Below are 23,856 nucleotides of genomic sequence, written 5' to 3' on the forward strand. Positions count from 1 at the left end.
CTGTCGCATGATCGAAACAGCAGCGGCTGACTTACTCGCAAGCGGAACAGTCCCGCTCGAAATGACGCAGACCGAGATATTCCAGTTCATCCAGAGCAACACGCTCCTGAGCGCGTCGCTCTGGGTGAACATCGCCCTCGCGGGCCTGTCGATCCTCCTGTTCGTCTATATGGGACGGAACGTGGAGGACCCGCGCGCGCAGCTCATCTTCGTCGCGACCCTGATGGTACCGCTGGTGTCCATCTCCAGTTACACGGGGCTCGTCTCCGGACTCACGGTGAGCTTCCTCGAGATGCCGGCGGGACACGCGCTCGCCGGCGCTGGCGCCGGACCGGAGGGCGGCGTGTTCACCCCGTGGGGCCGATACCTCACGTGGGCGTTCTCGACGCCGATGATCCTCGTCGCGCTCGGCCTGCTCGCCGGGTCGAACCTGAGCAAGCTGTTCACCGCCGTGGTGGCCGACGTCGGGATGTGTATCACCGGGCTCGCGGCCGCGCTGACCACGTCCTCCCTCCTGCTGCGGTGGGTCTGGTACGGGATCAGCTGCGCGTTCTTCGTCGTCGTCCTCCACATCCTGCTCGCCGAGTGGGCGCGGGACGCGGAGGTCGCCGGCACCGCGGACATCTTCAACACGCTGAAGGTGCTCACCGTGGTCCTCTGGCTCGGCTACCCGATCTTCTGGGCGCTCGGCGCCGAGGGGATCGCGGTGCTGGACGTCGCGATCACCTCGTGGGCGTACAGCGGGATGGACATCATCGCGAAGTACCTCTTCGCGTTCCTCCTGCTGCGCTGGGTCGTCAACAACGAGCGGACGGTCGGCGACATGGCGGCCGGCCTCGGCTCGGCCTCCCGCGGCGGCGCGGCGCCCGCCGACGACTGATCGGCCGCGGTCGATCCCCCGCCCCTTCCTATTTCGACCGGCGACGACGAGCCCCGCGGCTCGGCGACGGAGAGAAAAGCGCTAAACCCGCGGCGGCGGTGGAGACGGTATGAAACAGGCCATCGTCGCCCGGACGGACATCGGCATGGGCGAGGGGAAGCTCGCCGCGCAGGTCGCGCACGCGTCGCTGTCGGCGTACCAGGACGCGGGGAAGCGCGCCCGGAAGAAGTGGCAGGGCGAGGGACAGAAGAAGGTCGTGCTGAAGGGCGACTCCGAGAGCCAGCTGTTCGGGCTGGCCGACAAGGCCGACAAGGAAGGGCTCCCGTACGCGATCGTCCGCGACGCCGGTCACACCCAACTCGAACCGGGGACCGTCACCGCGCTCGCGGTCGGGCCCGCCCGCGACGACACCGTCGATCGCGTGACCGGCGACCTCTCGCTGTATTGAATGGCCCCCGAACGCACGCTCCGCGAGGCGCACCCGACCGAGCGCGCGGTCGGCATCGAGTACTACGTCAGCGACGCCGACGGCATCGGCGGCCGGCTCCGCGAGTCGCCCGAGGACTTCCGGGTCCGCGAGCTGGAGGCGTTCGACGCGGAGCCGCTCGACGCCGAACCCGGAAGCTACCCCGAGCTCGTCCTCCGGGCGACCCTCCGCGACTGGGACACGAACGACTTCGCGCGCCGCCTCTCGGACGCGCTCGGAATCAGCCGCGAGCGCGTCTCGTGGGCGGGGACGAAGGACAAGCGCGCCGTCACCACGCAGCTGTTCACGGTCCGCGGGATCGGCGCCGACGAACTCCCCGAGATCCGCGGCGCCGAGATCGAGGCGCTCGGCCGGGCGGGGCGGAGCCTCTCGTTCGGCGACCTCGCCGGCAACGCCTTCGAGATCCGGGTCGCGGACGCGGTCGACGACGCCCCCGAACGCGTCGCCGACGCGGTGCGGGATCTGCGGGCGTTCGCGGGCGACGGAGAGGCCCCTCCCGACGGTGAGGGGGACGTTCCGATCGAAGCGACCGTCGGCGTCCCGAACTACTTCGGCCAGCAGCGGTTCGGTAGCCGGCGGCCGGTGACGCACCTCGTGGGGCTCGCGATCGCACGGGAGGACCCGCGCGAGGCGGTCCGGCTGTACGCCGGCAACCCGGCCGAGACGGAGCCCGACGACACCCGGGCCGCGCGCGACCGCGTCGACGCGGCGTTCGGCGTCGGCGAGGGCTCCGGCTCCGACGACGCCGACCGCGCCGCCGCCGACGGCACGGGCGACGGCGACTGGGCCGCCTGTCTCGACGCGATCCCCGGCAAGCTCCGGTTCGAGCGGTCGATGGTCCACCGGCTCGCCGACCGCGACGTCGACCCAGACGCGCCGCCCGACGACGAGGACTGGTGGCACGCCTTGGAGGCGGTGCCCTCGAACCTCCAGCGGCTGTTCGTCAACGCCGCCCAGTCGTACTGCTTCAACCGGGTCGTGAGCGAGCGGCTGCGCCGCGGGCTCCCGTTCGACCGCCCCGTCGCCGGCGACGTGGTGTGTTTCGCGGACGCCGACGCGCCCGAGGGGCTGTACGCGCCCGACACCGACCGGCTCCAGCGGGTCGACGCCGACCGGGTCGACGTGGTCTCGCGGCACTGCGAGCGCGGGCGGGCGTTCGTCACCGCGCCGCTCGTCGGCACCGAGACGGAACTCGGCGACGGCGAGCCCGGCGAGATCGAGCGGGCGGTACTCGACGACGCCGGGATCGAGCCGGGCGACTTCGCGCTCCCCGGCGAGTTCGACTCCCGTGGGACGCGGCGCGCGATCCTCCTGCGCACCGACCTCGACGTGACGTTCGAGGGGGGCGATCCGCGGTTCGCCTTCGCGCTCCCGAGCGGCTCGTACGCGACCGTGCTGCTCCGCGAGTTCACGAAGCGCGGTCCGTTGGACCTCTGATCGATCCGCGTTTGTGTATTGAAGCTGGAACTCAGTAGCCGAAATCACCACGATACTGCGCTCCGTTCCGAGCCGTTTTTGTGCGACAGCCCGCAACCGAAGGCATGACCCGGATCGTCGTCATCGACCTCCACGGCCAGTTCACCCATCTCGAACGGCGGGCGCTCCGCGACCTCGGCGTCGACACCGAAATAATCTCCGCGGACACGCCGGCCGACGAGGTCGACGCGGACGGGGTCGTCCTCTCGGGCGGCCCGGACATGGACCGCGTCGGCAACGCCCCGGACTACCTCGAACGCGACATTCCGGTTCTCGGCATCTGCCTCGGGATGCAGCTGATCGCCGCGGAGCTCGACGGCGCGGTGGGCGCGGGCGACTACGGCGGCTACGCCGACGTCGACGTCGAGATCGTCGACGAGGCGGACCCGCTCGTCGGCTCGCTCGCGCCCGAGACGCGCGTCTGGGCATCCCACGCCGACGAGGTGACGGCGCTGCCCGACGGGTTCGGTCGCACGGCCACCTCCGACGTCTGCGGCATCGAGGCGATGTCGAATCCGGACGCGGAGCTGTACGGCGTCCAGTGGCACCCCGAGGTCGCCCACACGGAGCGCGGCGAGGAGGTCTTCGAGAACTTCGTCGCGATCTGCGAGTCGGCTTGAGATCCTCCCCGCGCTAAAGCGCGAGGCTGTCTCCCTGTACGTCCGTAAGACGCGTCGGCGGGGCGCCGCGGGAGATGGACCCGTCGGTTGTCGGCCGATGAAACGGAAACGCAGACGCAAAAAGACGGCGGCCGCCTACGCTTCGAACAGCTCGTCGACGGCCTCGCCCGCGGTCTCGACCGCCTCCTGCGCGACCGCCTCGCGGTCGGGTTCGGCGTCCTCCGGCGCGTTGAGGTAGACGTCGACGTCGAGGACGCCCTCCTCGAACGTGACGGTGACGTCGAGGTCGGTGACGGTCGACTGGTCGTAGTGTTTGAACACGATCCCCTCGGCCGCCTCGGCGGCGGTGCGAACGACCTCGTCGTCGCTCGGCTCCGCGGCGTCGTCCGCCTCGGAATCGTCGGTTCCGTCGTCGCTCACGGCCTTACGCGCCGCCGGCGCCCGGGCCGCCCGGTCCCATCGGGCCGCCGCCGCCCGCGCCGCCCTGGAGCATCTGCTGGAGCTCGCTCTGGAGGTCGTCGAACTGCTCCTCGACGCGCTCCTCCTGCTTCTCGAGCTGCTCGACGCGGACCTCGAGCGAGTCGACCTTGTCCTCGAGGTCGTCGTAGGCGGACTCGTAGTCCGTCTCGACGAGGACCTCGCCGATCTCGCGGTACATCCCCGCGTCCTCGTCGACGTCTTCGAGGGCGTCGAGGGCGGTCTTCGACTCGTTGAGCGCGGACTGCGCCTGCTCCTTCTGCTCGGCGACCTGCTGTGCGGTCTCCTGAAGCTCCTGCAGTTCCTCGATCTTCTCCTGTGCCTCGGGCGGCATGTTCCCTTGCATGGGCGGACCGAGGCGGCCCGGACAGAAAAACCCCTTACTTCTCGGACGACGGTGTATTCGGAGCGCAGCGGCCCGAGAGGGCGCGGTATCGGCGTATCCGGTGAGCCTCAATCCCGTCCCGCGCCGACGCCCTCGGCGACGGAGACCAGCCGCGACCAGCTGTTGACGCCGGCGCGCAGCGCCACGAGGTCGTCGGCGAGCACGCGGACGCGGACCGCGTCGCCCTCGCGGTCGACGGTCGCGCTCGACCGGGCGTCGTCGATCTCGCCGACCTCGGGGCCGAGCGCGGCGGCCACGACGCGGGCGCGTCGCTCGGTGGGGTAACTGAAAGAGAGGACCGTCTCGTGTGCGCGCGTCGCCGTCACGGTCCGAAATGGAGGGGGTCGCTTACTCGACGTTCACTTCCTTCACGTCGCCGCCGCGCTCCTTCAGGAGGACGCGGTGGCCGCAGTACGGGCAGCGCACGCCGCCGTACTCGTCGAGGGTGACGTCGCGCTTACAGCGGGAGCACTTGTAGCTCATCGTCCTATTCCTCGTCGGCGAGCGCGGCGCGGATGGAGCGGCGGACGGTGCGACCGCCGGGCGTCTCGGGGCGGTACGCACCGCCCGTGAACGTCTCGCCGGTCTCCTCGTTGACCCAAATGCCGGTACCCACGCGCTTGACGTCGTCGCCGTCGACGGTCGCGTTGCGCATCTCCGCTTCGATGTCTTGGACCCGCTTGCGGGAGACCCGGCCGTAGCGAGCGCCGAATCGGCCCGCGCTGCCGGTGCTTCGAGCCTTGTCCTCAGCCATAGTAGCCACTTCTACCGCCAGCGTAGGTAAAAAGGCTGCGAGTTGCGGCGGTCGGAACGGTACGCGCGACGATAGCAGACGACCCGACGCGGCGGTGGCGCGTGCCTGCGAGGCCGCTCTGCGGCCGAGCAGCACGCGCGAGGGAGCGGTGAGCGACGGGCGACCGGAGGAAGCCCGGAGCGAACCGCGAGGCTGGGGAGGCGTGAGGCTGCTGTGCGGGGCGGTGCGGGCGGGACTCAAAGGGGCAGTCGCGAGGACGAAGACGCGCGACGCAAGCACTGGAGGGAGCGAGCGTAGCGAGCGACCGAAGCGCGCAGCGAGCGCATCGAGTCCTCGCGACTGGGGCTTTGGCGGTGTTCGCCGCCGGTCTGCCGGAAGATCTTATATATACAACTCCGCATCGACCGCAACGTATTTCACAACCAAGTAATACTACCAAGTTGTATGAAGGGATTCGACGGCTTCGCGGACGTGAGCGAGACGGACGTAACGAGAGCTATCGGCACCGAGTGGACCGACGGGTTCCTCGACTTCACGGACTCCGAGGTGATCATTCTCGGCGGCGGCCCCTCCGGACTGATGGCCGCGAAGGAGCTGGCCGAGCGCGGCGTGAAGGTGATGATCGTCGAGAAGAACAACTACCTCGGCGGCGGGTTCTGGCTCGGCGGGTTCCTGATGAACACGGTGACCGTGCGCGACCCGGCCCAGGAGATCCTCGACGACCTCGACGTGGAGTACGAGCCGGTGGACGACGTCGACGGCCTCTACACCGCCGCGGGGCCGGAGGCCTGCTCCGGGCTGATCAAGGCGGCGTGCGACGCCGGCGCGCGCGTCCAGAACATGACCGAGTTCACGGACCTCGTCGTCCGCGACGACCACGAGGTCGGCGGGATCGTGATGAACTGGACGCCGGTCCACGCGCTCCCGCGCGAGATCACCTGCGTCGACCCGATCGCGGTCGAGTCCGACCTCGTCATCGACGCGACCGGTCACGACGCCGTCGCGATCAGCAAGCTCGACGAGCGCGGCGTCCTCTCGGCGCCCGGCATCGAACACGCGAAGGAGCACAACACCGGCATGGACCAGACGGCCGACGGCGAGTACGGCGCCCCCGGCCACGACTCGCCCGGCCACGACTCGATGTGGGTCGGCGAGAGCGAGGACGCCGTCGTCGAGCACACCGGCGTCGTCCACGACGGCCTGATCGCCTCCGGGATGGCGGTCGCGACCGCCCACGGCCTCCCGCGGATGGGCCCGACGTTCGGGGCGATGCTGGTGTCGGGGAAGCGCGCCGCACAGACCGCGCTCGACGAACTGGAGGTCGACGCGCCCGAAGTGAACCTCTCGACCGGCAGCGCGCCCGCCCCCGCGGACGACTGAGAACCCACCGCTGACGCTTCGAGGACGGCCCCCTCCAACGCCTCTGACTCTTATTTATAAATCGTCGACTGTAGATCGGCGGCGTACTCCTCCAAAGCCCCACTCGATCACGTATAAATGTCTGCTAACGGATCTTCGGCGAACGCCTCCAAAGCCCCAGCCGCGACGGCTCGCGTGACTCGCTGCGCTCCTCGCTCGTTCGCTCCGCTCACTCACTGCGGTGCTTGCGTCGTCAGGCTTCGCCCTCGCGGCTGCCCCTTTGAGTCCCGCCCCGCACCGCACAGCCCCGCACCTCACACCTCCCCAGCCTCGCGGTTCGCTCCGGGCTCCCTCCGGTCGCCCGTCGCTCACCGCGTCCCTCGCGCGTGCTCCTCGCGCCCTGACGGGCGCTCGGAGGCACGCGCCACCGCGTATTCATTTATAAATAGTCGCCGCAGTCCAAGTCTGGAATCGACTGCGATCGTCCTTCACGAACGTTTACTCGGGAGCGACGCAACCGGGTGCCTTTTTCCGGCGCTACGTCGAACCCGGCGACATGCGAAACGCCAAGATCGTCTGTACGATCGGTCCCGCCTCGGACGACCGGGACACGATCCGCGGCCTCGCCGACGCGGGGATGTCCGTCGTCCGGCTCAACGCCAGCCACGGAACGACCGACCACCGGGAGACGGTGATCGAGCGCGCCCGCGCCGTCGACGCGGAGATCGACGACCCGCTCGCGGTGATGGTCGACCTGAAGGGCCCGGAGGTCCGCACCGCCGAGATCGAGGAGCCGATCGAACTCGCGACGGACTCCGAGGTCACCTTCCTCGAAGGCGACGACGCGACGCCCGAGCGCGTCGGCCTCACCCACTCGATCGGGGCCGCCGAACCGGGCGACACGATCCTGCTGGACGACGGCCGGATCGAGTGCCGCGTCGAGGACGTCGAGGGCGAGTCCGTGGTCGCGACGGTCGTCTCCGGCGGGAAGCTCGGCTCCCGGAAGGGCGTGAACCTCCCGGGCGTCGCCATCGACGTCGACCTCATCACCCCGGAGGACGAGGCGGAGCTCGACCTCGCGGCCCGGACGAACGCCGACTTCGTCGCCGCCTCCTTCGTGCGCGACGCCGACGACGTGTACAAGATCGCCGACGAGCTGGAGGCCCGCGGCGGCGACGACATCCCGATCGTCGCGAAGATCGAGCGCGCCGGCGCGGTCGAGAACTTAGAGGAGATCGTCGACGCCGCCGACGGCGTGATGGTCGCCCGCGGCGACCTCGGCGTCGAGTGCCCGCTGGAGGACGTTCCGGTGATCCAAAAGCGGATCATCCGGACCTGCGTCAACGAGGGCGTCCCCGTCATCACCGCGACGGAGATGCTCGACTCCATGGTCTCCTCGCGGCGGCCCACCCGCGCGGAGGCCTCCGACGTGGCGAACGCCGTCCTCGACGGCACCGACGCCGTCATGCTCTCCGGCGAGACCGCCATCGGCGAGGACCCCGTCAACGTCGTCGAGACGATGGACCGGATCGTCCGGCAGGTCGAGGCCAGCGGCGAGTACGCCGAGACGCGCGAGCAGCGCGTCCCGACGGCCGACGAGGGGTCGCGCACCGAGGCGCTGGCGCGCTCGGCGCGGTACCTCGCGCGCGACATCGGCGCCTCGACGGTGGTCGCCGTCTCCGAGTCCGGCTTCACCGCCCGCAAGACCGCGATGTTCCGGCCGGGCGTCCCCGTGGTCGCGACGACGCCGAACGACCGCGTCCGCCGACAGCTCGCGCTCTCGTGGGGCGTTCGCCCCGTGTTGACCGAGTACGCCCACGACATGGAGGCGGTTCTCGACAACGCCGTCGACGCCGCCCTCGACACCGGCGGGGCCGAGTCGGGTGACACGCTCGTCGTCCTCTCCGGCATGCTCACCGAGTTCGAGGGGACGAACACGACGAACACCCTGAAGGTCCACGTCGCCGCCGAGACGCTCGTGACCGGGAAGGCGGTCGTCGCCGGCCGCGTCGCCGGCCCCGTCCACCGGACCGCTGACGGCGACCTCGACGCGCTGCCGGACGGCGCCGTCGTCGCGCTCGGCGCCGACTTCGACGGCGAGTTCTCCGGTGACCTCGACCGGATCGCCGGAGTCATCGACGCCCGCGAGGGGATGACCGGCTACCCCGCCGTCGTCGCGCGCGAACTCGGCGTGCCGATGGTCTCCGGCGCCGGCCTGCCCGAGTCCGTCGCGGACGGGACCACGGTGACCGTCGACGGCGAACGCGGCGTCGTCTACGACGGCGACGTCCTCCGGGCGGCCCGCGAGCGGTAGGCCGCTCCGCCGAACCGGGACCGCCGTCCCGCCCCGTCCCGCGCGGACCCCATCCGCCAGACCGATCCGACCGCCCGCGCCCGCCAGCCATTTATTACGGAGTCGCGTACGCTCGTCCATGAGCGACGAATCCGGCGACGACGCCCGCGAGGAGAACTCGGCCGGCGCCCCGGAGTCGGCGGAGTTCGGCGAGCGGACCCGGGCCAACGACGCCGGCGAAGAGAGCCCGGACGACGGGCGCGAGTGGCGCTTCGCGGTCGACGACGTCGGGCCGGACGGGGTCACGGAAGACACCGCCACGCCCGCGGACGAGCCGATAGAGCCCGGGGACGTCACCCTCGAACACGCGGTCTTCGTCGTCCTCGGAGTCGCGCTCACGGTCGGCGTCCTGCTGGTCGGGTTCTGAGCCAGGTCGCCGCCGGTCGGGCGCGAACCGAGAGGGGACGGCCGCTCGACCGACGCCGCGGCCGCGCACCACTTATCAGGCCGCGGCCGTAGGACCGAACATGAACGCGCTCGCACAGTCCGGGCTCCTCTCGCCGGACACTCTCCCGCTCCTGCTTCTGACCGCGGGGCTGCTGCTCTCGATGGCGGAGGCGCTCGCCCCGGGAGCGAACTTCATCGTCGTCGGTATCGCGCTCATCGGCGCGGGGCTCGGCGGGCTCGTGTTGAGTTCGCTCGGCGTCGCCGGCGTCCTCCTCACGCTGCTCATGGCGTTCTTGACCCTCGCCTTCGGCGCCGCCGCCTTCTACGGCTACCACGAGTTCGACCTCTACGGCGGGAAAGGGCAGCAACAGACCAGCGACAGCGACTCGCTGAAGGGGAAGACGGGGACGGTCACGGAGCGGGTGACCCCCACGGGCGGCGAGGTGAAACTCACCGGCGGCGGCTTCAGCCCCCACTACTCCGCCCGGTCGATCGACGGCGAGATCGACGAGGGCGAGGAGGTGATGGTTGTCGACCCCGGCGGCGGCAACGTCGTCACCGTGGAGTCGATGGGGTACGTCGAGGACGACATCGACCGCGAACTGGCGGCCGACCGCGCGCGGAAGGCCGCCGCGAGCGAGGCCGAGGAGACCGACGCCGACGCGGAGACCGAACTCGACCGGGAGTGACGCGGCCCGCGTGAGGCGTCGGATCGGTCCCGGACCGCGGTCGCCGCCACCGAGCGGAAAAGCACTTGTCCGTCGGCGGCGATGACCCGCCGATGCCCTCCCCGTTCGCCGCCCTCGCGAGTCTGCCCGGCAGCCTCATCGACCGCGTCCGCGACGCCTTCGGCTCCCCCCGAGCCGGGACCGTCGCGGTCGCGATGCTGGTCGTCGTCACGATCGGCACCAGCGTCGGAATCATCGCGCTCGGGGCCGTCTTCGACGCGACGGTCGACCAGCAGATCACCGTCGACAACCCGGATCGCCCCTCGGAGTCGACCTGCGAGACGTTCGGCGACGACCCCGACTCCGTGATCGGCGAGCAGTGCGACGAGCCGAAGCGGATCGAGGTCGACGCGGGGGAGGAACTGCGGGACGCCGCGGGCGGATACATCCACTACGGCCTGCTGGGCGTGCCGCTCTGGTGGGTGATGTTCGCGCTCGCGCTCCACGTCGGGGCGCTCGTCGCCGGCGGCTCCGGCTCCGTCGCCGACTCCTTCGTGATCGCCGGGTGGGCCCTCGGCGCGGAGCTGCTCCGGCTCGGCGCCGGGATCGTCGCGATCTGGTACACGCTCTCGAACGCGGCTCCCGCGGGGTCGTCGTTCGAGGCGCTCACGACGGACCTCGTCGCCGCGATCACGAGCGCGACGGGACCGCTGCTGGTCGCGTCCGCGGTAGCGATCGCGATCCAGTGGGTCGTGGTCGTCGGCGGGCTGGAGGCCGAACACGACCTCGGTCGCGGGGCGGCGGCGGGCGTGGCGACGTTCTTCGCCGCGATCGCGCTCGTGATCGCGGCGGTTTGAGTCCCACCGGACCGGTCGGCCGCGCCAGCCGCGGGGACGCCGGCGACCGCGGATTCGGGAGTTTTTAACCCGCCGGCGCTCCCCCTCTCGGTATGATCCTGTCGGACGCCGACATCCTCGACCGGCTCGCGGAGGGTGACCTCGCGATCGAGCCGCTCGACGACGTCGACCAGCAGGTCCAGCCCGCGAGCGTGGACCTGCGCCTCGGCGAGCGGTTCCTGGAGTTCCAGCGCACCAACATCCCCTGCATCCACCCGACCGACGCGGGCGAGGTGAGCGAGTACGTCACCGAGACGACCGTCGACGAGGGCGACGAGTTCATCCTCCACCCCGGCGACTTCGTCCTCGGGACCACCGTCGAGCGCGTCGCGATCCCGGACGACCTCGTCGCCCACGTCGAGGGCCGTTCCTCGCTCGGCCGGCTCGCGATCGTCGTCCACGCGACCGCGGGCCTCTGTGACCCGGGCTACGAGGGCCAGATCACCCTCGAACTCTCGAACCTCGGGACCGCCCCCGTGGCGCTCTCGCCCGGAATGCGCGTCTCGCAGCTCACCTTCACGGAGCTGAAGCGGCCCGCAGAGCGGCCGTACGGCGCCGAGCGCGGCTCGAAGTACCAGAACCAGGACGGGCCGCAGGCGTCGCGGATCGGCGACGATCCGGAGTTCGACGACGCCGACCGGGCGGCGGACGTGGAGCGGGGTGACGGGCGATGAGGTTCATCGAGGAGGTCGTCGTCGACGAGTTCCTGCCGACCGTCCGCTCGATGCTCGCGGAGGACCTCCGCGACCGCGGGTTCACGCAGTCGGAGGTCGCCGACGCCCTCGGCATCTCCCAGTCGGCGGTCTCGAAGTACGCCGCCGGCGACGTGGCCAGACACGAGGACATCGTCGACGACGAGCGCGTGCGAAACCTCGTCGAGCGCGTGGGCGAGGGGCTCGCGAGCGGCGACCTCACGCCGGTGGCCGCGCTCGTCGAGATCGAGGTGCTGATCCGCCAGCTGGAGGAGGGCGACCTCCTCGCCGACCTCCACGAGGCGGCGATGCCCGCGCTCGCCGAGGCGGACGTGGAGTTCTCGGTCCACGACCCCGACAGCGGGCTTCGCGAGCGCGAGCGCGTCCTCACCTCGGTCCGGCGCGGCCTTCGGACCCTGACGAACGCCTCCGGCTTCGCCGGGCTCATCCCGAACGTCGGCGCGAACGTCGCCGAGTGCCTCGCCGACGCCGCCACCGTCGACGACGTCGCCGCGGTCCCCGGCCGGCTCGTCGACGTGAAGGGCCGGGCGATGGTGCCCGGGGAGCCGGAGTTCGGCGTGAGCGAACACGTCGCGACGGTGCTGCTCGCGGCCCGCGAGGCGGGCGCCCCCGTCCGGGGCGCCGTGAACCTCCGGTACGACCCGGAGACGGTCGACACGCTCGCGGCCGACCACCCGACCGTCGAGTTCGACGCGGAGCGACCGACGCGCGAGGCGGTCGCCGACGCGGTCGCGGCCGCCGACCCCCCGGCGGGCGGGGAGACGGAGACGCTCGTCTTGTACCAGACCGGCGCGGTCGGCGTCGAGCCGATCGTGTACGTCCTCGCTCCGACCGCCGCGGAGGCGGCGCGGATCGTCCGCGACCTGCTGTGACCGCTCCTCGGGCGACGCTTTTTAGACCGAACCGCGCGAAACGGGAGACGTGACACACGTCCGACGGTCCGGGATGCGGATGCGCTCCTTTTAGCGACGGGTGGACCCGTCGCGTCGGCGTCGACCGGTAGCGCGGCCGACGCCGCCGCGGCGGCGAATCCCGTCGCCCTCCGCAGCGTCCGGGCCGTCGATCGCGCGAGCCGCGGAGCGGACGGCGATCCGCGACCGCGACCGATCGCCGCGCCGGCGACGGCCCCGAACCAGCGGGCTTTAGACCCGATCGACCGACACACGACATACACACACCACATGAGCCACGACGACTTCCCCACCGATCGCCCGGCGGTGGTGACCTGTGGACTGCCGTACGCCAACGGCGACCTCCACATCGGTCACCTCCGCACCTACGTCGGCGGCGACGTGTACAGCCGCGCGCTCGAACGGCTCGGCCAAGAGACCGCGTTCGTCTCCGGCTCCGACATGCACGGCACGCCGGTCGCGGTCAACGCCGAGCAGGAGGGCGTCTCCCCCGAGGCGTTCGCGCTCGACTGGCACGAGCGCTACGCCGAGACGTTCCCGAAGTTCAACGTCGACTTCGACAACTACGGCCACACCCACGACGAGACGAACACCGAGATCACCCAGCAGCTCGTCCGCGACCTCGACGAGGCCGGCCACCTCTACGAGAAAGAGATCATGGTCGCGTACGACCCCGTCGACGACCAGTACCTCCCCGACCGCTACGTCGAGGGGACCTGCCCGTACTGCGGCGCGCACGCCCGCGGCGACGAGTGCGACGAGGGGTGCCAGCGCCACCTCGAACCCGGCGAGGTCGAGGACCCCGAGTCGACGATCACCGGCAACCCCGCGGAGTACCGCGAGCGGACCCACAAGTTCTTCGCGGTCTCCGAGTTCGCCGACTACCTCTCCGACTTCCTCGACCGCCTGGAGGGCACCTCGAACGCCCGCAACCAGCCCCGCGAGTGGATCGAACAGGGGCTTCAAGACTGGTGTATCACCCGCGACATGGACTGGGGGATCGACCTGCCGGGGGAGAACCCGCAGGATCTGGTCCTCTACGTCTGGGTCGACGCCCCGATCGAGTACATCTCCTCGACGAAGCAGTACTCCGAGCGCGTCGGCGCCGGCGCGTTCGACTGGGAGGCGGCCTGGAAGGAGGGCGTCAGCGACGACCACCCCGAGGGCGGCGAGATCGTTCACGTGATCGGCCGCGACATCATCCAGCACCACACCATCTTCTGGCCCGCGATGCTTGAGGCGACCGACCACGCGGAGCCGCGCGCGGTGATGGCGAGCGGGTTCGTCACCCTCGGCGGCAAGGGGTTTTCGACCAGCCGCGACCGCGCGGTCTGGGCCGACGAGTACCTCGACGAGGGGTTCCACCCCGACCCGCTGCGCTACTACCTCGCGACCAACGGCGGGTTCCAGCAGGACGTGGACTTCTCGTGGGAGAAGTTCGCCGAGCGCGTCAACACCGAGCTCGTGGGCACCGTCGGCAACTTCCTCTACCGCTCCCTGCTCTTCGCCCACCGCAACTACGAGGACGGCCCCGACGCCGACGCCCCGAGCGACGAGGTGGCGGCGCGGATCGACGAGGCGGTCGACGAGTTCGCGGCCGCGGTCAACGACTACTCCGTCCGCGCGCTCGGCGACGCGGTCACCGACCTCGCGCGCTACGGGAACGAGTACATCCAGCGCAACGAGCCGTGGAAGCTCGTCGACGAGGAGCCCGCGGAGGCGGAACGGGTCATCTACGACTGCGTCGCGCTCGCGAAGGCGATCGCCGTCCTCTTCGAGCCGCTGGCCCCCGAGAAGAGCGAGCGGCTCTGGGCCCAGCTCGGCGAGTCCGGCACCGTCCACGAGGCGACCGTCGAGGCCGCCCGCGAGGGACCGACCGGCGACCTGAGCGAGCCGACCGAGCTGTTCGAGCAGGTCGAAGACGAGCGCGTCGAGGACCTGAACGAGAAGCTCGAAGCGCGCGTCGCCGAGTCGGAGGACGGCGACGGCGACGAGAGCGACGACGACGGCAGCGAGGCAGACGAAAGCGCCGCCGACGAGAACGACGACGACACCGACGACACCGACATGACCGACATCGAACCCCTCAGCGACGACCGCATCAGCTTCGACGACTTCCAGGAACTGGACATCCGCGTGGGGCGGATCGAGGCGGCCGAAGGGATCGAGGGCGCCGACGACCTCGTGAAGCTCACCGTCGATCTGGGCGCCGAGACCCGAACGATCGTCGCGGGCCTGAAGCAGCTCCACGACGTGAGCGACCTCCCCGACACGAAGGTGATCGTGCTCGCGAACATGGAGAAGGCCGAGCTGTTCGGCGTCGAGTCGAACGGGATGGTCCTCGCGGCCGGCGAGGAGGCCGACCTACTCACCACCTACGAGGACGCCGGACCGGGTACGAAGGTGAAGTGAGGGCCGCACGGGGCCGCGACAGCCGCCGGACCCGCGCGTCCGCTCGAACTTTTATCTGATCGCGGAGCGCAGGACCGTTCGTAATGGCCCTCCTCGCGTGGTTCGACGCGCTCTCGTTTCAGGCACGGCTACTCCTCGTCGCGGTCGTCTGCGACCCGGTCGGGTTCGCGGCCGGCTACCTCCTCGCGCCCGAGTTCGGCGTCGAGTCGATCCTCGGCGGCGCGTACGGGCTCGTGGCCGCGAGCCTCCCGCTGTCGCTGCTCGTGATGCGCGAGGCGGGCAAACGGTAGCGGTCGGCCGCGGTCCGGTCGCCCCACGGTCCGACACCCGCCTCAGCATTTTCGAGGTGGAGCCCCAACCTCAAGGAGCGAACGGAGTGAGCGAGTAGGTCGGAGGAAACCGACGTGGGGCGACACAACCGCCACACAGCGACCGACTGACTCCCAAGAATATAAATACCGTCCGGTACTCTCTGAAACTATGGGCGTGCGTCGAACCGCCGTCGTGAAACTCGCCGTTTCCGACGAGCAACGCGACGCACTCCACCGAACCGCCGAACAATACCTGTACTGCGCGAAACGAACCGCCGACTACTGTTGGTCCGACACCTCCTACACCCAGTGTAAGACCAACAAGCGAGAGGTTCGCGACGCGCTCTACGCCGACCTTCGAGAGGAGACGGACCTACAGGCCCAACTTGTCCAAGCCGCTATCAAACGCGCTGTCGAAGCCGTCAAAGCGTGTGTTGAACGGTGGAAAAAGGGACAGCGCGTCTCTCAACCGACGTTCACCGCCGAAACGATGGACTACGACACGCGGAGCGCGACCTTCTACCGGAACAAGGTGTCACTGGCAACTGTTGAGGGCCGAGTCGAACCCTCGTTTGTTCTCCCGGCAGACAGTCCGACGCCCTACGAGCGGTACGTACTCTCCGAGAACTACGAGTTCCGCGAGAGTACGCTTCGGTACGACGCGGCCACTGACGAGTTCTACCTCAACATTTCGACGCGGCGGACAGACGGTGACGATGAGGTTTCGGAAGATGCCGGGCACTCCGACCAAACGGTCCTCGGTATCGACCTCGGCGTCAACAGCCTCGCTGTGTCCTCAACCGGCACGTTTTGGCAGGGGGACGACTACGACCACTGGTGTCGTGAGTTCGAGAAGCGACGTGGCGAGATACAACGGCGCGGCACGCAGGCCGCACACAAGGCCCTGCTTCGCCTCGGGAAGCGTGAAGAAGCCTGGCGCAAACAGTACATCCACACGATCGCCAACGAACTCGTCTCGGAAGCCGTCGAACACGACTGCGACGTAATCGCGTTCGAGGACTTGAGTGACATTCGAGAGCGGCTTCCGGACGCGAAGTGGCACCACGTTTGGGCGTTCCGACGCCTGTTTGAGTACGTCTCCTACAAAGCCCCTGAACAGGGGGTCTCCGTGGAGCAAGTCGAGCCGAACCACACATCTCAACGCTGTTCTCGGACGGACTGTGGCTTTACACACGACGGCAACCGCCACGGCGAACAGTTCGAGTGCCAGAAGTGTGGGTATGAAGTGAACGCGGATTACAACGCTGCAAAGAATATTGGCGTGCGGTACGCTCGGAAGCGGCAACACAAACTCCGTTCCTCGCCCAAGTCGGGGAGCGGAGACGCACAAGTAGACGTGCGTGTGAATGGTGGGACGTTGAACGGTGAGAGTCACCAGCCTCTTGCTGGCGACTGATTGCCGGGAGTCCACATCAAAGCCCTACCCTCAAGGACCGAGGCGCGGAGCGCCGAGGGAGTAGGGTAGGGTAGTTTACGTTCCCCTCCGGGTCCCGAACGAACAGCACCGTCGTCCCGCTCTCGGTCGTCCGCGGCGGGCTCAGCGTCTCGACGTCGTCCGCGAGGTCGGCGTAGAACGCCTCGACGTCGTCGACCGTGAGCCCGAGATGGGTCGCCCCGGGGCTGTTCAGGTCGGGGTCGCCGCCGGAGTCGACGGCGGGGTCGTACGCGACGAGTTCGACGCGGACGCCGTCGGCGTCGAGGTGGGCGAACTCGGCAGCGGCGCCGTCGACGGCGACCGCCTCGGCGAAGGCGTCGCCGCCGACGGTGAACTCGGCGACGACGTCGAGGTCGAACGTCTCGGCGTAGAACTCGACGGCGCGGTCGAGGTCGGACACGGTGATCCCGACGTGGTGCGCGGTTGGGTCGGACACGGGTGGGCGCTCGGTCGGGGCCGGCTAAACCGTGTCGGGTCAGAGCCCGAAGAGGCGAGCGGCGAGGCCCGCGAGCGCGACCAGCGCCCCGAGGACGAACGTGCCCGGGACCGGGAGGACGAACAGGAGCGCGCCGACCAGGATGAGAATCGTCGACGTTCTCATGGGGGTCGGTTCGGTCTCGCGCCGGATACGCGTTGGGACGGGATCGACCGCCACCCGACCGAAACGACCATTCCGCGTCCGGACGACCCTCGCGTATGCACGTGGTCGTCAACGCGGCCCAGAGCGTCGACGGGAAGCTCGCCACCCGCCGCCGGGAACAGCTCCGGATCTCCGGGCCCGAGGACTTCGATCGGGTCGACCGCGTCCGGGCGGCCGCGGACGCGGTGCTCGTGGGGGTCGGGACGGTCCTCGCGGACGACCCGCGCCTCACGCTCGACGAGGAGGACCGCCGCGTCGAGCGCCTGCGGAACGGGCGACCCGGCGACCCCGCCCGCGTGGTGGTCGACTCCACCGGCCGGACGCCGACCGACGCCCGGATCCTCGACGACGCGGCGACGACGTACCTGCTCGTCTCGGCCGCGACCGACCGAGAGCGACGGGAGGCGCTCGCCGACGCGGGCGCGGAGGTGATCGTGGCCGGCGAGGAGCGCGTCGACGTCGCCGAGGGGGTCGATGCGCTCGCCGACCGCGGCGTCGACCGCCTGATGGTCGAGGGGGGCGGCGAGGTGATCTTCTCCTGCTTCGAGGCCGGCGTGGTGGACGAGCTCCACGTCTACGTCGGCTCGCTCGTGATCGGCGGCCGCGACGCCCCTACGCTGGCGGACGGCGCCGGCTTCACCGAGGGGTTCCCAGAACTGACGCTCGCGGAGACGGAACGACTCGACGACGGGGTCGTCCTCTCGTACGAGGTCGGGGACGCCGGCGAGTCCTGATCGGCGGCCGTCGATCCCCGGACCCGTGTGAACGGTAACCACAAGAATCGTCGGGTACACGCGCCGTGGCACCGGTACGCACGAAAATCACCGAAGTATTTATGTATCGGCCGGGGGTAGTTGCGGGTACCAGAACGCCTCTGGCGCTGGTGGAATCGCACGCTGAAATGAACGGGAGTTCTTGCAGACGGCCCGACGCACCACAGCGAGCGTCCGCTATCGCCGGAGCGGTGATGGAGAGATAACAAATGGTAACGAAAGAAGAAGTCATCGAGCAGTACGACGTGGAACCGATGGACGAGGCGGACAACGTGGACCTTTCTGAGGACGACCTGGAGAACGGCTCCAAGGGTCAGCTCATCAAACGCGCCGGCCAGCTGCGAGACCGACGCAACGAGCTGAACCAGATGGCGTCCGAGCGCGCCTCCAAGCGCGACGACCTCAACGCGAAGACGCGCGAGAAGGTCGACGAGGCCCAGGAACACCGCGAGCAGCGCGACGAGCTCAACGAGCAGGTCCAGGAGCACAAGGACAAGCGCAACGAGCTCAACGCCGAGGCCAACGAGCTGTTCGACGAGGTCGAGGAGCTCAAACAGGACCTCGAGCTCGGCTCCGGCAAGTCCATCGAGGAGCTCGAAGAGGAGATCGAGGACCTCGAGTTCCGCCAGCAGACCGAGGTGCTCGACGCGGAAGACGAGCGCGAGCTCATCGAGAAGATCGACGACAAACGCGAGAAGCTCGCCGAGAAGAAGGAGAAGGTCGACGACACGAGCGAGCTCGACGAGCTCGTCGAGGAGGCCGAGGAGGTCCGATCCGAGGCGTCCCAGCACCACCAGAAGGTGACGGAGCTCGCGGACAAGGCCCAGGAGCACCACAACCAGATGATCGAGGCCTACCGCGAGGCCGACGACATCCGCGACGAGGCCGACGAGATGCACGAGCTCTTCGTCGAGGCCCAGGAGGCGGCCGACCGCCATCACGAGGACTTCGTCCGCGTCCAGAAGCGCCTGCGCGAGCTCGACAAGAAGGAGGAGGAGGAGCGGCAGGACGAGCGCGCCGAGAAGCGCGAAGAGGAGAAGGAAGAGGCCGAGGAGATCTATCAGAAGTTCAAGGAGGGCGAGACGCTCGACACCGAGGACCTGATGAAGCTCCAGAAGACCGGCCTCCTGTAAGTCGGTCGAGTCCCCCGGTTCCGACGCGGTTTTCTGCGGTTTTTCGCGACGAGTGGCGTGACGGGCAGCGTCGCGGCCGCGACGATCGAGCCGGGGCCGGCGGCGACGGTCGGCGCCGGCCACGGCTTATAAACGCGTGCGCCGTCAATCGCTGGTATGGACGACGCGCCGACGAACGGACGGAAGGGGCTGCTCGCGGCCGCCGCGGTGGGTGCGGCGACGACGATCGCGGGCCGCGCGCTCCTCGGGCGCCTCACCGGCGGGCGGTTCGGTGACGCGGACGAGTACAACACGGCGAAGGTGACCGTGTCGGGACCGATCCGGCGGAATCAGGGGCGACCCTCGCCGCTGTCGGGCCCGGGCGGCGCGACCGCGGACGACGTGGTCGAGCAGATCGAGGCGGCCGACGAGGACGAGGACGTCGAGGCGCTGCTCGTCGAGCTCAACACGCCCGGCGGCGAGGTCGTCCCGAGCGACGACATCCGGCGGGCCGCCGCCGACTTCGACGGGCCGACGGTGGCGTACGCGACCGACCTCTGCGCGTCCGGCGGCTACTGGATCGCGAGCGGCTGCGACGAGCTGTGGGCCCGCGACGCCAGCCTCGTTGGCTCCATCGGCGTCGTCGGGTCCCGGCCGAACGCGAAGGGGCTGGCGGACAAGCTCGGCATCTCCTACGAGCAGTTCACCGCCGGCGAGTACAAGGACGCCGGCGTCCCGCTGAAGGAGATCGAGGAGGACGAGCGCGAGTACCTCCAGGGGATCATCGACGGCTACTACGAGCAGTTCGTCGAGACCGTGAGCGAGGGGCGCGACATGGACCCCGAGGAGATCCGCGAGACCGAGGCGCGGGTGTACCTCGGCGACGACGCCGCGGAGCTCGGGCTCGTCGACGAGCTTGGCACCGAGGACGACGTCGAGGACCGGCTCGCCGACCTGCTCGGGACGGAACCAGCGGTCCGGGAGTTCACCCCGGACCGGGGGCTCGCAGAGCGGCTCGGCATCGGCGCCGAGCGCGTCGCGTTCGCCGCCGGGAGCGGCGTCTCGGACGCCTTCGTCGACGACGGCGGCGACGTCGACGTGGAACTCCGATAGCGGGCGAGAGAGCGGCTGGGGTGACCGAACGCCGCGGGGCGGCCAACGGGGAGGATTTTTGTCCGGCCGCGGTGTGGAACGACACGTGACGACGCTGGTCATCTGCGTCGACCGGTCCGGGGCGATCGGTCGCGCCACCAACGTCCCGATGCCGGTCGCCGGCTGGGAGGCCGTCCGGTCGCTGGTCACGGACGCCGGGCTGGACGACCCCGAGGACGCCAGCGTGAACTGCCTGCTGGAGTCGCTGCGCGTCGCGCGCGACCTCAGGGACGAGCGCGAGGAGTCGGTGGTGGCGGTCGTCTCCGCCGAGAGCGACACGGCGGTCGGCGCCGACCGCTCCATCGCCTCCCAGCTCGACGACCTCGTGGACCGGTACGACCCGCGGGCCGCGATCGTCGTCGTCGACTCCGCGGAGGACGAACGGGTCCTCCCGGTCGTGGAGTCGCGGATCCCGGTCGACTCGGTCGACCGCGTCGTCGTCCGCCAGGCCCGCGACATCGAGTCCACCTACTACCTGCTGAAGCAGTTCCTCGCCGACGAGCAGCTGCGGTCGACGGTGCTGGTCCCCATCGGCGTCGCGCTGCTGCTCTTGCCCGTGCTGTTCTCCCAGTTCTCCGCCGGCGAGGCGATCGCGGGCGTCGCCGGCCTGCTCGGCGCCGCGCTCCTTTATAAAGGACTCGCGATCGACCGGTTCGTGGCGGGCATGCCCGAGCGGGTCCGCGAGGCGCTGTACGCCGGGCAGGTGTCGGTCGTGACGTACGTGGTGGCGGGCGGGCTGGCGCTGGTCGGCGGGTTCTTCGGCTTCCTCGCCGCCTCGGACCTGGGCCCCGGGTCGCCCCGGATCGTCGAGGTCGTTGAGTTCGCCTACGCGGCGGTCCCGTGGTTCGCCGTCGCCGGCGTGACCGCGGCCGTGGGCCGGCTCCTCGACGAGCTGATCCGCGACGAGGGGATCCGGACGCCGTACCTCAACCTCCCGTTCGTTATCGCCGCGGTCGCCCTCGTCGTCCGCGGGTTCGCCGGCTACTTCCTCGCGCAGGAGGCGATCCACGAGCCGCTGTCGATGTACGGGATGACGATGACCCCGGTCCAGCAGCTCGCGGCGTTCATCGTCGGCGGCATCGTCGTGTCGCTCGTCGGCGTCAAGGTCGCCAGCGACGTCGGCACCGAGACCCTCGAAGACGTCATCGACGCGGAGCGGGACGCCGACGGCCGGCGGGAGTGAATCCCCGGTCGGAACCGGCGGACCGGGGCCGCGACCGACCGCCTTTTGTCGGTCGCGGCCGCGTGAGCGGGCATGGACGTGTACGGACTGATCGGGAACCCGGTCGGCCACTCGCTGTCGCCGCCGATGCACGAGGCTGGCTACGAGGCGCTCGGCCTCGACGCGCGGTACGTGACCTTCGAGCCGGACGCCGACGCCGCGGCCGCGGCGATCGCCGGCGCCGCCGACCTCGGCGTGGCGGGGCTCAACGTGACGGTGCCGTTCAAGCGCGACGCCCTCGACGCGGTCGACCCCGCCCCGCTCGCCGAGCGCATCGGCGCGGTCAACACGGTCGACTACGGGCCGGTCCGGGCCGGCGAGGCCGAGCGGCCGCGCGGCCACAACACCGACGCGGCCGGGGTGACGCGGGCGCTCGCGCACCACGACGTGGCCGTCGACGGGCGCGACGCGCTCGTCGTCGGCGCGGGCGGCGCGGGACGGGCGGCCGCGTTCGCGCTCGCCGACGCAGGTGCGGCGGTCCACGTCGCGAACCGCACCGCGGAGCGCGCGACCGAGTTGGCCGCGGACGTGCCGGACGCGACCGGCGGCGGCCTCGACGACCTCGCCCACCGCGTCGCGACCGCCGACCTGCTCGTCAACGCGACGAGCGTCGGGATGGAGGCGCCCGAGGAGACGCCGGTCCCCGCAGACCACCTCCACGGCGACCTCGCGGTCCTCGACGCGGTGTACGCGCCGATCGAGACGCGACTGCTGCGCGAGGCCGCCGCCGCGGGCGCGACGACGGTCGACGGCGCGTGGATGCTCCTCTACCAGGGCGTCGAGGCGTTCGAGATCTGGACCGGCGAGGACGCGCCCGTCGACGCGATGAACGCGGCGCTGCGCGCGGAGTTGGAGTGAGGCGTCGAGCAATTGTTTATAAAGAAAGTTGCGGTGGCGCGCCGGTGAGCGGCCGCCACCGGCGGCCGCGAACCGTCCGCGAGGGAGTCAGTCGCCGGAGCGAAGCGACGGCGACTGACGAGGCTGGGGAGGTGTGAGGTGCTGTGCGGGGCGGGACTCAAAGGGGCAGCCGTGAGGCGGGCGCAGGCGAAGCAAGTACCGCAGGGAGCGAACGGAGTGAGCGACCGAGGAACACAGCGAGCGTGCGCCCGCCTCACGGCTGGGGCTTTGGAGGTATCCTCCGCCGATCTGTTGTCAGCCGTTTATAAGCGAGCGACTGGGGCTTTGGAGCTATTCGCCGCCGATCTGCTATTAGCTATTTATAAGCTGTCGATGACATCTTAAAGGAACCCGACTACCCGAACTAAGCCTCGTTAAAACAATCCAGGACTCGCGAGCAGCCCGGCGGTGACGATCAGCCCGACGGAGACGGCGGACGCGCCGTAGAGGAACGGCTTCGCGTCGCGAGCGGGCTCCCGGAGCTTGCCGGCGTCGAGGCCGTCGGCCAGCTTCGAGCCGGCGACCTCGACGAGCCCGGTGCCGACGAACCACAGGCCGAGCATCGTCAACACGAGGTGGCCGCGGGGCGACCCCGTCAGCCCCTCGAACGTGTACAGCGTGCCGGCCATGTGGCCGCCGGTGGCGACGAACGCGATCGCGCCGATCCGGGTGATCCAGCGCAGGCGGCCGACGACCGAGCCGAGCGCGTCGCCGCCGATGTCGCCGCGGAGCGCGGGCGGGAGGACCGCGAGGGTGACGAACAGCACGCTGCCGACCCAGAGGACGGCGAAGCCGACGTGGACCGACCACATGACCGGATTGAGAACGTCCATACGGTCGGATGGCGCCGGCCCCACTTATAAACCGGCGGGACGGCGGCGGCGGGCGGTTGCGTCGGAGACGGTTTTTAAATATCTCGCACGTGTAGCCGCCGGCAATGGCTCTACTCCAGAAGCTCAAAGAGAAGCTCGGATTCGGGAGCGGTTCGGGCGAGCGCGAGTCCGGCGAGACGGAAGTGACGGTCGAGCGCGAATCGGAGCCGGCGGCCGAGTCCGAGCCGGCCGCCGAGGCGCCCGATGCGGACGACGAACCGGCGGACGAGGCCGGGTCGGCGGCCGCCGCGGCGGACGAGGCAGATGAGGACGACGAGCCGGTCGCCGCGGAGACGGAGGCCGCCGCCTCGACCGAGTCGCTCGTCGGCGAGGAGGCGGCCGCGAGCGACGCCGAGACGGCGGCCGAACCGGCGGAGGCCGCGGCGGCCGAGGACGGCGAGGCCGACGTCGACGACGCCGAGGACGAGGCGGCCGCCGACGTCGACGAGGCCGACGACGACCGCGGCCCGAGCGTCGAGGAGATCAAGGGGATCGGCCCGGCGTACGCCGAGCGCCTCGCGGAGATCGGCATCGAGACGGTCGACGACCTCGCCGGCGCGGACGCCGCCGCGGTGGCCGAGGGGACGAGCGTCGGCGAGAAGCGCGCCGCGACGTGGATCGACCGCGCGAGCGAGTTCTGAGG

At 70.2% G+C, this 23,856-nt stretch carries 28 protein-coding genes; 20 read left to right on the forward strand and 8 right to left on the reverse strand.

Annotation, left to right across the window (positions count from 1 at the left end):
- Positions 1–61 precede the first annotated feature (61 nt).
- From C470_RS05650 to C470_RS05665, 4 genes are all read left to right on the forward strand, one after another.
- Positions 62–880, forward strand: a complete 819-nt coding sequence (locus tag C470_RS05650) for a bacteriorhodopsin (RefSeq protein WP_008365852.1) — start codon at positions 62–64, stop codon at positions 878–880.
- Positions 881–989: 109 nt separating this feature from the next.
- Positions 990–1,328, forward strand: a complete 339-nt coding sequence (pth2, locus tag C470_RS05655; protein WP_007344820.1) for a peptidyl-tRNA hydrolase Pth2 — start codon at positions 990–992, stop codon at positions 1,326–1,328.
- On the forward strand, positions 1,329–2,804 hold the full coding sequence (truD, locus tag C470_RS05660; RefSeq protein WP_008365855.1) for a tRNA pseudouridine(13) synthase TruD: 1,476 nt from the start codon (positions 1,329–1,331) through the stop codon (positions 2,802–2,804).
- A 104-nt stretch (positions 2,805–2,908) separates the two neighbouring features.
- Entirely contained in the window at positions 2,909–3,463 is a 555-nt protein-coding gene (locus C470_RS05665; protein WP_008365857.1) for a GMP synthase subunit A, read from the forward strand.
- A 135-nt stretch (positions 3,464–3,598) separates the two neighbouring features.
- On the opposite strand, the gene C470_RS05670 is transcribed toward C470_RS05665, so the two are convergent.
- The 5 genes from C470_RS05670 to C470_RS05690 all read right to left on the reverse strand — a co-directional run bounded on the left by C470_RS05670 (position 3,599) and on the right by C470_RS05690 (position 5,079).
- Positions 3,599–3,883, reverse strand: a complete 285-nt coding sequence (locus C470_RS05670) for a DUF3194 domain-containing protein (RefSeq protein WP_008365859.1) — start codon at positions 3,881–3,883, stop codon at positions 3,599–3,601.
- A gap of 4 nt (positions 3,884–3,887) precedes the next feature.
- On the reverse strand, positions 3,888–4,274 hold the full coding sequence (locus C470_RS05675) for a prefoldin subunit beta (protein ID WP_007344826.1): 387 nt from the start codon (positions 4,272–4,274) through the stop codon (positions 3,888–3,890).
- Between the two features lie 119 nt (positions 4,275–4,393).
- Positions 4,394–4,651 carry a KEOPS complex subunit Pcc1 gene (locus C470_RS05680; RefSeq protein ID WP_008365861.1) on the reverse strand — a complete coding sequence of 86 codons (258 nt, stop codon included), beginning with the start codon at positions 4,649–4,651 and terminating at the stop codon, positions 4,394–4,396.
- 22 nt (positions 4,652–4,673) lie between these two features.
- Positions 4,674–4,808, reverse strand: coding sequence for a DNA-directed RNA polymerase subunit P (locus tag C470_RS05685; protein ID WP_004049526.1), 135 nt, complete (start codon positions 4,806–4,808; stop codon positions 4,674–4,676).
- A gap of 4 nt (positions 4,809–4,812) precedes the next feature.
- A complete protein-coding gene (locus tag C470_RS05690; protein ID WP_004596544.1) occupies positions 4,813–5,079 on the reverse strand; it encodes a hypothetical protein in 267 nt (88 codons plus the stop codon).
- 444 nt (positions 5,080–5,523) lie between these two features.
- Here C470_RS05690 and C470_RS05695 point away from each other — a divergent pair, with 444 nt between their 5' ends.
- The 10 genes from C470_RS05695 (at position 5,524) to C470_RS05740 (ending at position 16,506) form a co-directional block, all read left to right on the forward strand.
- Positions 5,524–6,459, forward strand: coding sequence for a sulfide-dependent adenosine diphosphate thiazole synthase (locus C470_RS05695; protein WP_007344828.1), 936 nt, complete (start codon positions 5,524–5,526; stop codon positions 6,457–6,459).
- Between the two features lie 535 nt (positions 6,460–6,994).
- Positions 6,995–8,752 carry a pyruvate kinase gene (gene pyk, locus C470_RS05700; protein WP_008365865.1) on the forward strand — a complete coding sequence of 586 codons (1,758 nt, stop codon included), beginning with the start codon at positions 6,995–6,997 and terminating at the stop codon, positions 8,750–8,752.
- Between the two features lie 118 nt (positions 8,753–8,870).
- A complete protein-coding gene (locus C470_RS05705) occupies positions 8,871–9,158 on the forward strand; it encodes a DUF7312 domain-containing protein (protein WP_004596547.1) in 288 nt (95 codons plus the stop codon).
- 100 nt (positions 9,159–9,258) lie between these two features.
- Entirely contained in the window at positions 9,259–9,867 is a 609-nt protein-coding gene (locus C470_RS05710; RefSeq protein WP_004596548.1) for an NfeD family protein, read from the forward strand.
- A 92-nt stretch (positions 9,868–9,959) separates the two neighbouring features.
- Entirely contained in the window at positions 9,960–10,703 is a 744-nt protein-coding gene (locus tag C470_RS05715; RefSeq protein ID WP_004596549.1) for a YIP1 family protein, read from the forward strand.
- Positions 10,704–10,795: 92 nt separating this feature from the next.
- Entirely contained in the window at positions 10,796–11,416 is a 621-nt protein-coding gene (gene dcd, locus C470_RS05720) for a dCTP deaminase (RefSeq protein WP_004596550.1), read from the forward strand.
- Positions 11,413–12,327, forward strand: coding sequence for a thiamine-phosphate synthase family protein (locus tag C470_RS05725; protein ID WP_008365867.1), 915 nt, complete (start codon positions 11,413–11,415; stop codon positions 12,325–12,327). Before dcd ends, C470_RS05725 begins: the two co-directional genes overlap by 4 nt.
- Before the next feature lie 309 nt (positions 12,328–12,636).
- Positions 12,637–14,778 carry a methionine--tRNA ligase gene (gene metG / locus C470_RS05730; RefSeq protein WP_008365869.1) on the forward strand — a complete coding sequence of 714 codons (2,142 nt, stop codon included), beginning with the start codon at positions 12,637–12,639 and terminating at the stop codon, positions 14,776–14,778.
- Between the two features lie 83 nt (positions 14,779–14,861).
- A complete protein-coding gene (locus C470_RS05735) occupies positions 14,862–15,068 on the forward strand; it encodes a hypothetical protein (protein ID WP_008365872.1) in 207 nt (68 codons plus the stop codon).
- A 190-nt stretch (positions 15,069–15,258) separates the two neighbouring features.
- Entirely contained in the window at positions 15,259–16,506 is a 1,248-nt protein-coding gene (locus tag C470_RS05740) for an RNA-guided endonuclease InsQ/TnpB family protein (RefSeq protein WP_008365874.1), read from the forward strand.
- Positions 16,507–16,522: 16 nt separating this feature from the next.
- Here C470_RS05740 and C470_RS05745 read toward each other — a convergent pair whose 3' ends face one another.
- Together C470_RS05745 and C470_RS16355 are read right to left on the reverse strand one after the other, a co-directional pair.
- Entirely contained in the window at positions 16,523–16,981 is a 459-nt protein-coding gene (locus C470_RS05745; protein WP_008365875.1) for a VOC family protein, read from the reverse strand.
- 39 nt (positions 16,982–17,020) lie between these two features.
- On the reverse strand, positions 17,021–17,146 hold the full coding sequence (locus C470_RS16355) for a transporter (RefSeq protein WP_193365831.1): 126 nt from the start codon (positions 17,144–17,146) through the stop codon (positions 17,021–17,023).
- Between the two features lie 95 nt (positions 17,147–17,241).
- On the opposite strand from C470_RS16355, the gene C470_RS05755 reads away from it, so the two are divergent.
- The 5 genes from C470_RS05755 to C470_RS05775 all read left to right on the forward strand — a co-directional run bounded on the left by C470_RS05755 (position 17,242) and on the right by C470_RS05775 (position 22,302).
- On the forward strand, positions 17,242–17,919 hold the full coding sequence (locus tag C470_RS05755; RefSeq protein ID WP_004596564.1) for a 2,5-diamino-6-(ribosylamino)-4(3H)-pyrimidinone 5'-phosphate reductase: 678 nt from the start codon (positions 17,242–17,244) through the stop codon (positions 17,917–17,919).
- A gap of 248 nt (positions 17,920–18,167) precedes the next feature.
- A complete protein-coding gene (locus tag C470_RS05760) occupies positions 18,168–19,091 on the forward strand; it encodes a coiled-coil protein (protein WP_004596565.1) in 924 nt (307 codons plus the stop codon).
- Between the two features lie 156 nt (positions 19,092–19,247).
- A complete protein-coding gene (gene sppA / locus C470_RS05765; protein WP_008365878.1) occupies positions 19,248–20,183 on the forward strand; it encodes a signal peptide peptidase SppA in 936 nt (311 codons plus the stop codon).
- A gap of 85 nt (positions 20,184–20,268) precedes the next feature.
- Entirely contained in the window at positions 20,269–21,405 is a 1,137-nt protein-coding gene (locus C470_RS05770; protein ID WP_004599694.1) for a DUF373 family protein, read from the forward strand.
- Positions 21,406–21,477: 72 nt separating this feature from the next.
- On the forward strand, positions 21,478–22,302 hold the full coding sequence (locus C470_RS05775) for a shikimate dehydrogenase (RefSeq protein ID WP_008365881.1): 825 nt from the start codon (positions 21,478–21,480) through the stop codon (positions 22,300–22,302).
- 413 nt (positions 22,303–22,715) lie between these two features.
- Here C470_RS05775 and C470_RS05780 read toward each other — a convergent pair whose 3' ends face one another.
- Positions 22,716–23,174 carry a hypothetical protein gene (locus C470_RS05780; protein ID WP_008365883.1) on the reverse strand — a complete coding sequence of 153 codons (459 nt, stop codon included), beginning with the start codon at positions 23,172–23,174 and terminating at the stop codon, positions 22,716–22,718.
- 104 nt (positions 23,175–23,278) lie between these two features.
- On the opposite strand from C470_RS05780, the gene C470_RS05785 reads away from it, so the two are divergent.
- Positions 23,279–23,854, forward strand: a complete 576-nt coding sequence (locus C470_RS05785) for a helix-hairpin-helix domain-containing protein (RefSeq protein WP_008365885.1) — start codon at positions 23,279–23,281, stop codon at positions 23,852–23,854.
- The last annotated feature ends 2 nt before the right edge of the window (positions 23,855–23,856 follow it).

The organism is Halorubrum distributum JCM 13561, assembly GCF_000337395.1.
GTDB classification, from domain to species: domain Archaea; phylum Halobacteriota; class Halobacteria; order Halobacteriales; family Haloferacaceae; genus Halorubrum; species Halorubrum distributum.

Excerpts from the sequence above, each read along its gene's own strand:
- C470_RS16355 (WP_193365831.1), bottom strand. The coding sequence starts at position 17,146 with ATGAGAACGTCGACGATTCTCATCCTGGTCGGCGCGCTCCTGTTCGTC.
- metG (WP_008365869.1), top strand. The coding sequence starts at position 12,637 with ATGAGCCACGACGACTTCCCCACCGATCGCCCGGCGGTGGTGACCTGT.
- C470_RS05705 (WP_004596547.1), top strand. The coding sequence starts at position 8,871 with ATGAGCGACGAATCCGGCGACGACGCCCGCGAGGAGAACTCGGCCGGC.
- C470_RS05785 (WP_008365885.1), top strand. The coding sequence starts at position 23,279 with ATGGCTCTACTCCAGAAGCTCAAAGAGAAGCTCGGATTCGGGAGCGGT.
- C470_RS05695 (WP_007344828.1), top strand. The coding sequence starts at position 5,524 with ATGAAGGGATTCGACGGCTTCGCGGACGTGAGCGAGACGGACGTAACG.
- C470_RS05760 (WP_004596565.1), top strand. The coding sequence starts at position 18,168 with ATGGTAACGAAAGAAGAAGTCATCGAGCAGTACGACGTGGAACCGATG.
- C470_RS05650 (WP_008365852.1), top strand. The coding sequence starts at position 62 with ATGACGCAGACCGAGATATTCCAGTTCATCCAGAGCAACACGCTCCTG.
- C470_RS05675 (WP_007344826.1), bottom strand. The coding sequence starts at position 4,274 with ATGCCGCCCGAGGCACAGGAGAAGATCGAGGAACTGCAGGAGCTTCAG.
- sppA (WP_008365878.1), top strand. The coding sequence starts at position 19,248 with ATGGACGACGCGCCGACGAACGGACGGAAGGGGCTGCTCGCGGCCGCC.
- dcd (WP_004596550.1), top strand. The coding sequence starts at position 10,796 with ATGATCCTGTCGGACGCCGACATCCTCGACCGGCTCGCGGAGGGTGAC.
- C470_RS05735 (WP_008365872.1), top strand. The coding sequence starts at position 14,862 with ATGGCCCTCCTCGCGTGGTTCGACGCGCTCTCGTTTCAGGCACGGCTA.
- C470_RS05685 (WP_004049526.1), bottom strand. The coding sequence starts at position 4,808 with ATGAGCTACAAGTGCTCCCGCTGTAAGCGCGACGTCACCCTCGACGAG.
- C470_RS05740 (WP_008365874.1), top strand. The coding sequence starts at position 15,259 with ATGGGCGTGCGTCGAACCGCCGTCGTGAAACTCGCCGTTTCCGACGAG.
- C470_RS05665 (WP_008365857.1), top strand. The coding sequence starts at position 2,909 with ATGACCCGGATCGTCGTCATCGACCTCCACGGCCAGTTCACCCATCTC.
- C470_RS05780 (WP_008365883.1), bottom strand. The coding sequence starts at position 23,174 with ATGGACGTTCTCAATCCGGTCATGTGGTCGGTCCACGTCGGCTTCGCC.
- C470_RS05710 (WP_004596548.1), top strand. The coding sequence starts at position 9,259 with ATGAACGCGCTCGCACAGTCCGGGCTCCTCTCGCCGGACACTCTCCCG.
- C470_RS05690 (WP_004596544.1), bottom strand. The coding sequence starts at position 5,079 with ATGGCTGAGGACAAGGCTCGAAGCACCGGCAGCGCGGGCCGATTCGGC.
- C470_RS05775 (WP_008365881.1), top strand. The coding sequence starts at position 21,478 with ATGGACGTGTACGGACTGATCGGGAACCCGGTCGGCCACTCGCTGTCG.
- pth2 (WP_007344820.1), top strand. The coding sequence starts at position 990 with ATGAAACAGGCCATCGTCGCCCGGACGGACATCGGCATGGGCGAGGGG.
- C470_RS05755 (WP_004596564.1), top strand. The coding sequence starts at position 17,242 with ATGCACGTGGTCGTCAACGCGGCCCAGAGCGTCGACGGGAAGCTCGCC.
- pyk (WP_008365865.1), top strand. The coding sequence starts at position 6,995 with ATGCGAAACGCCAAGATCGTCTGTACGATCGGTCCCGCCTCGGACGAC.
- C470_RS05725 (WP_008365867.1), top strand. The coding sequence starts at position 11,413 with ATGAGGTTCATCGAGGAGGTCGTCGTCGACGAGTTCCTGCCGACCGTC.
- truD (WP_008365855.1), top strand. The coding sequence starts at position 1,329 with ATGGCCCCCGAACGCACGCTCCGCGAGGCGCACCCGACCGAGCGCGCG.
- C470_RS05715 (WP_004596549.1), top strand. The coding sequence starts at position 9,960 with ATGCCCTCCCCGTTCGCCGCCCTCGCGAGTCTGCCCGGCAGCCTCATC.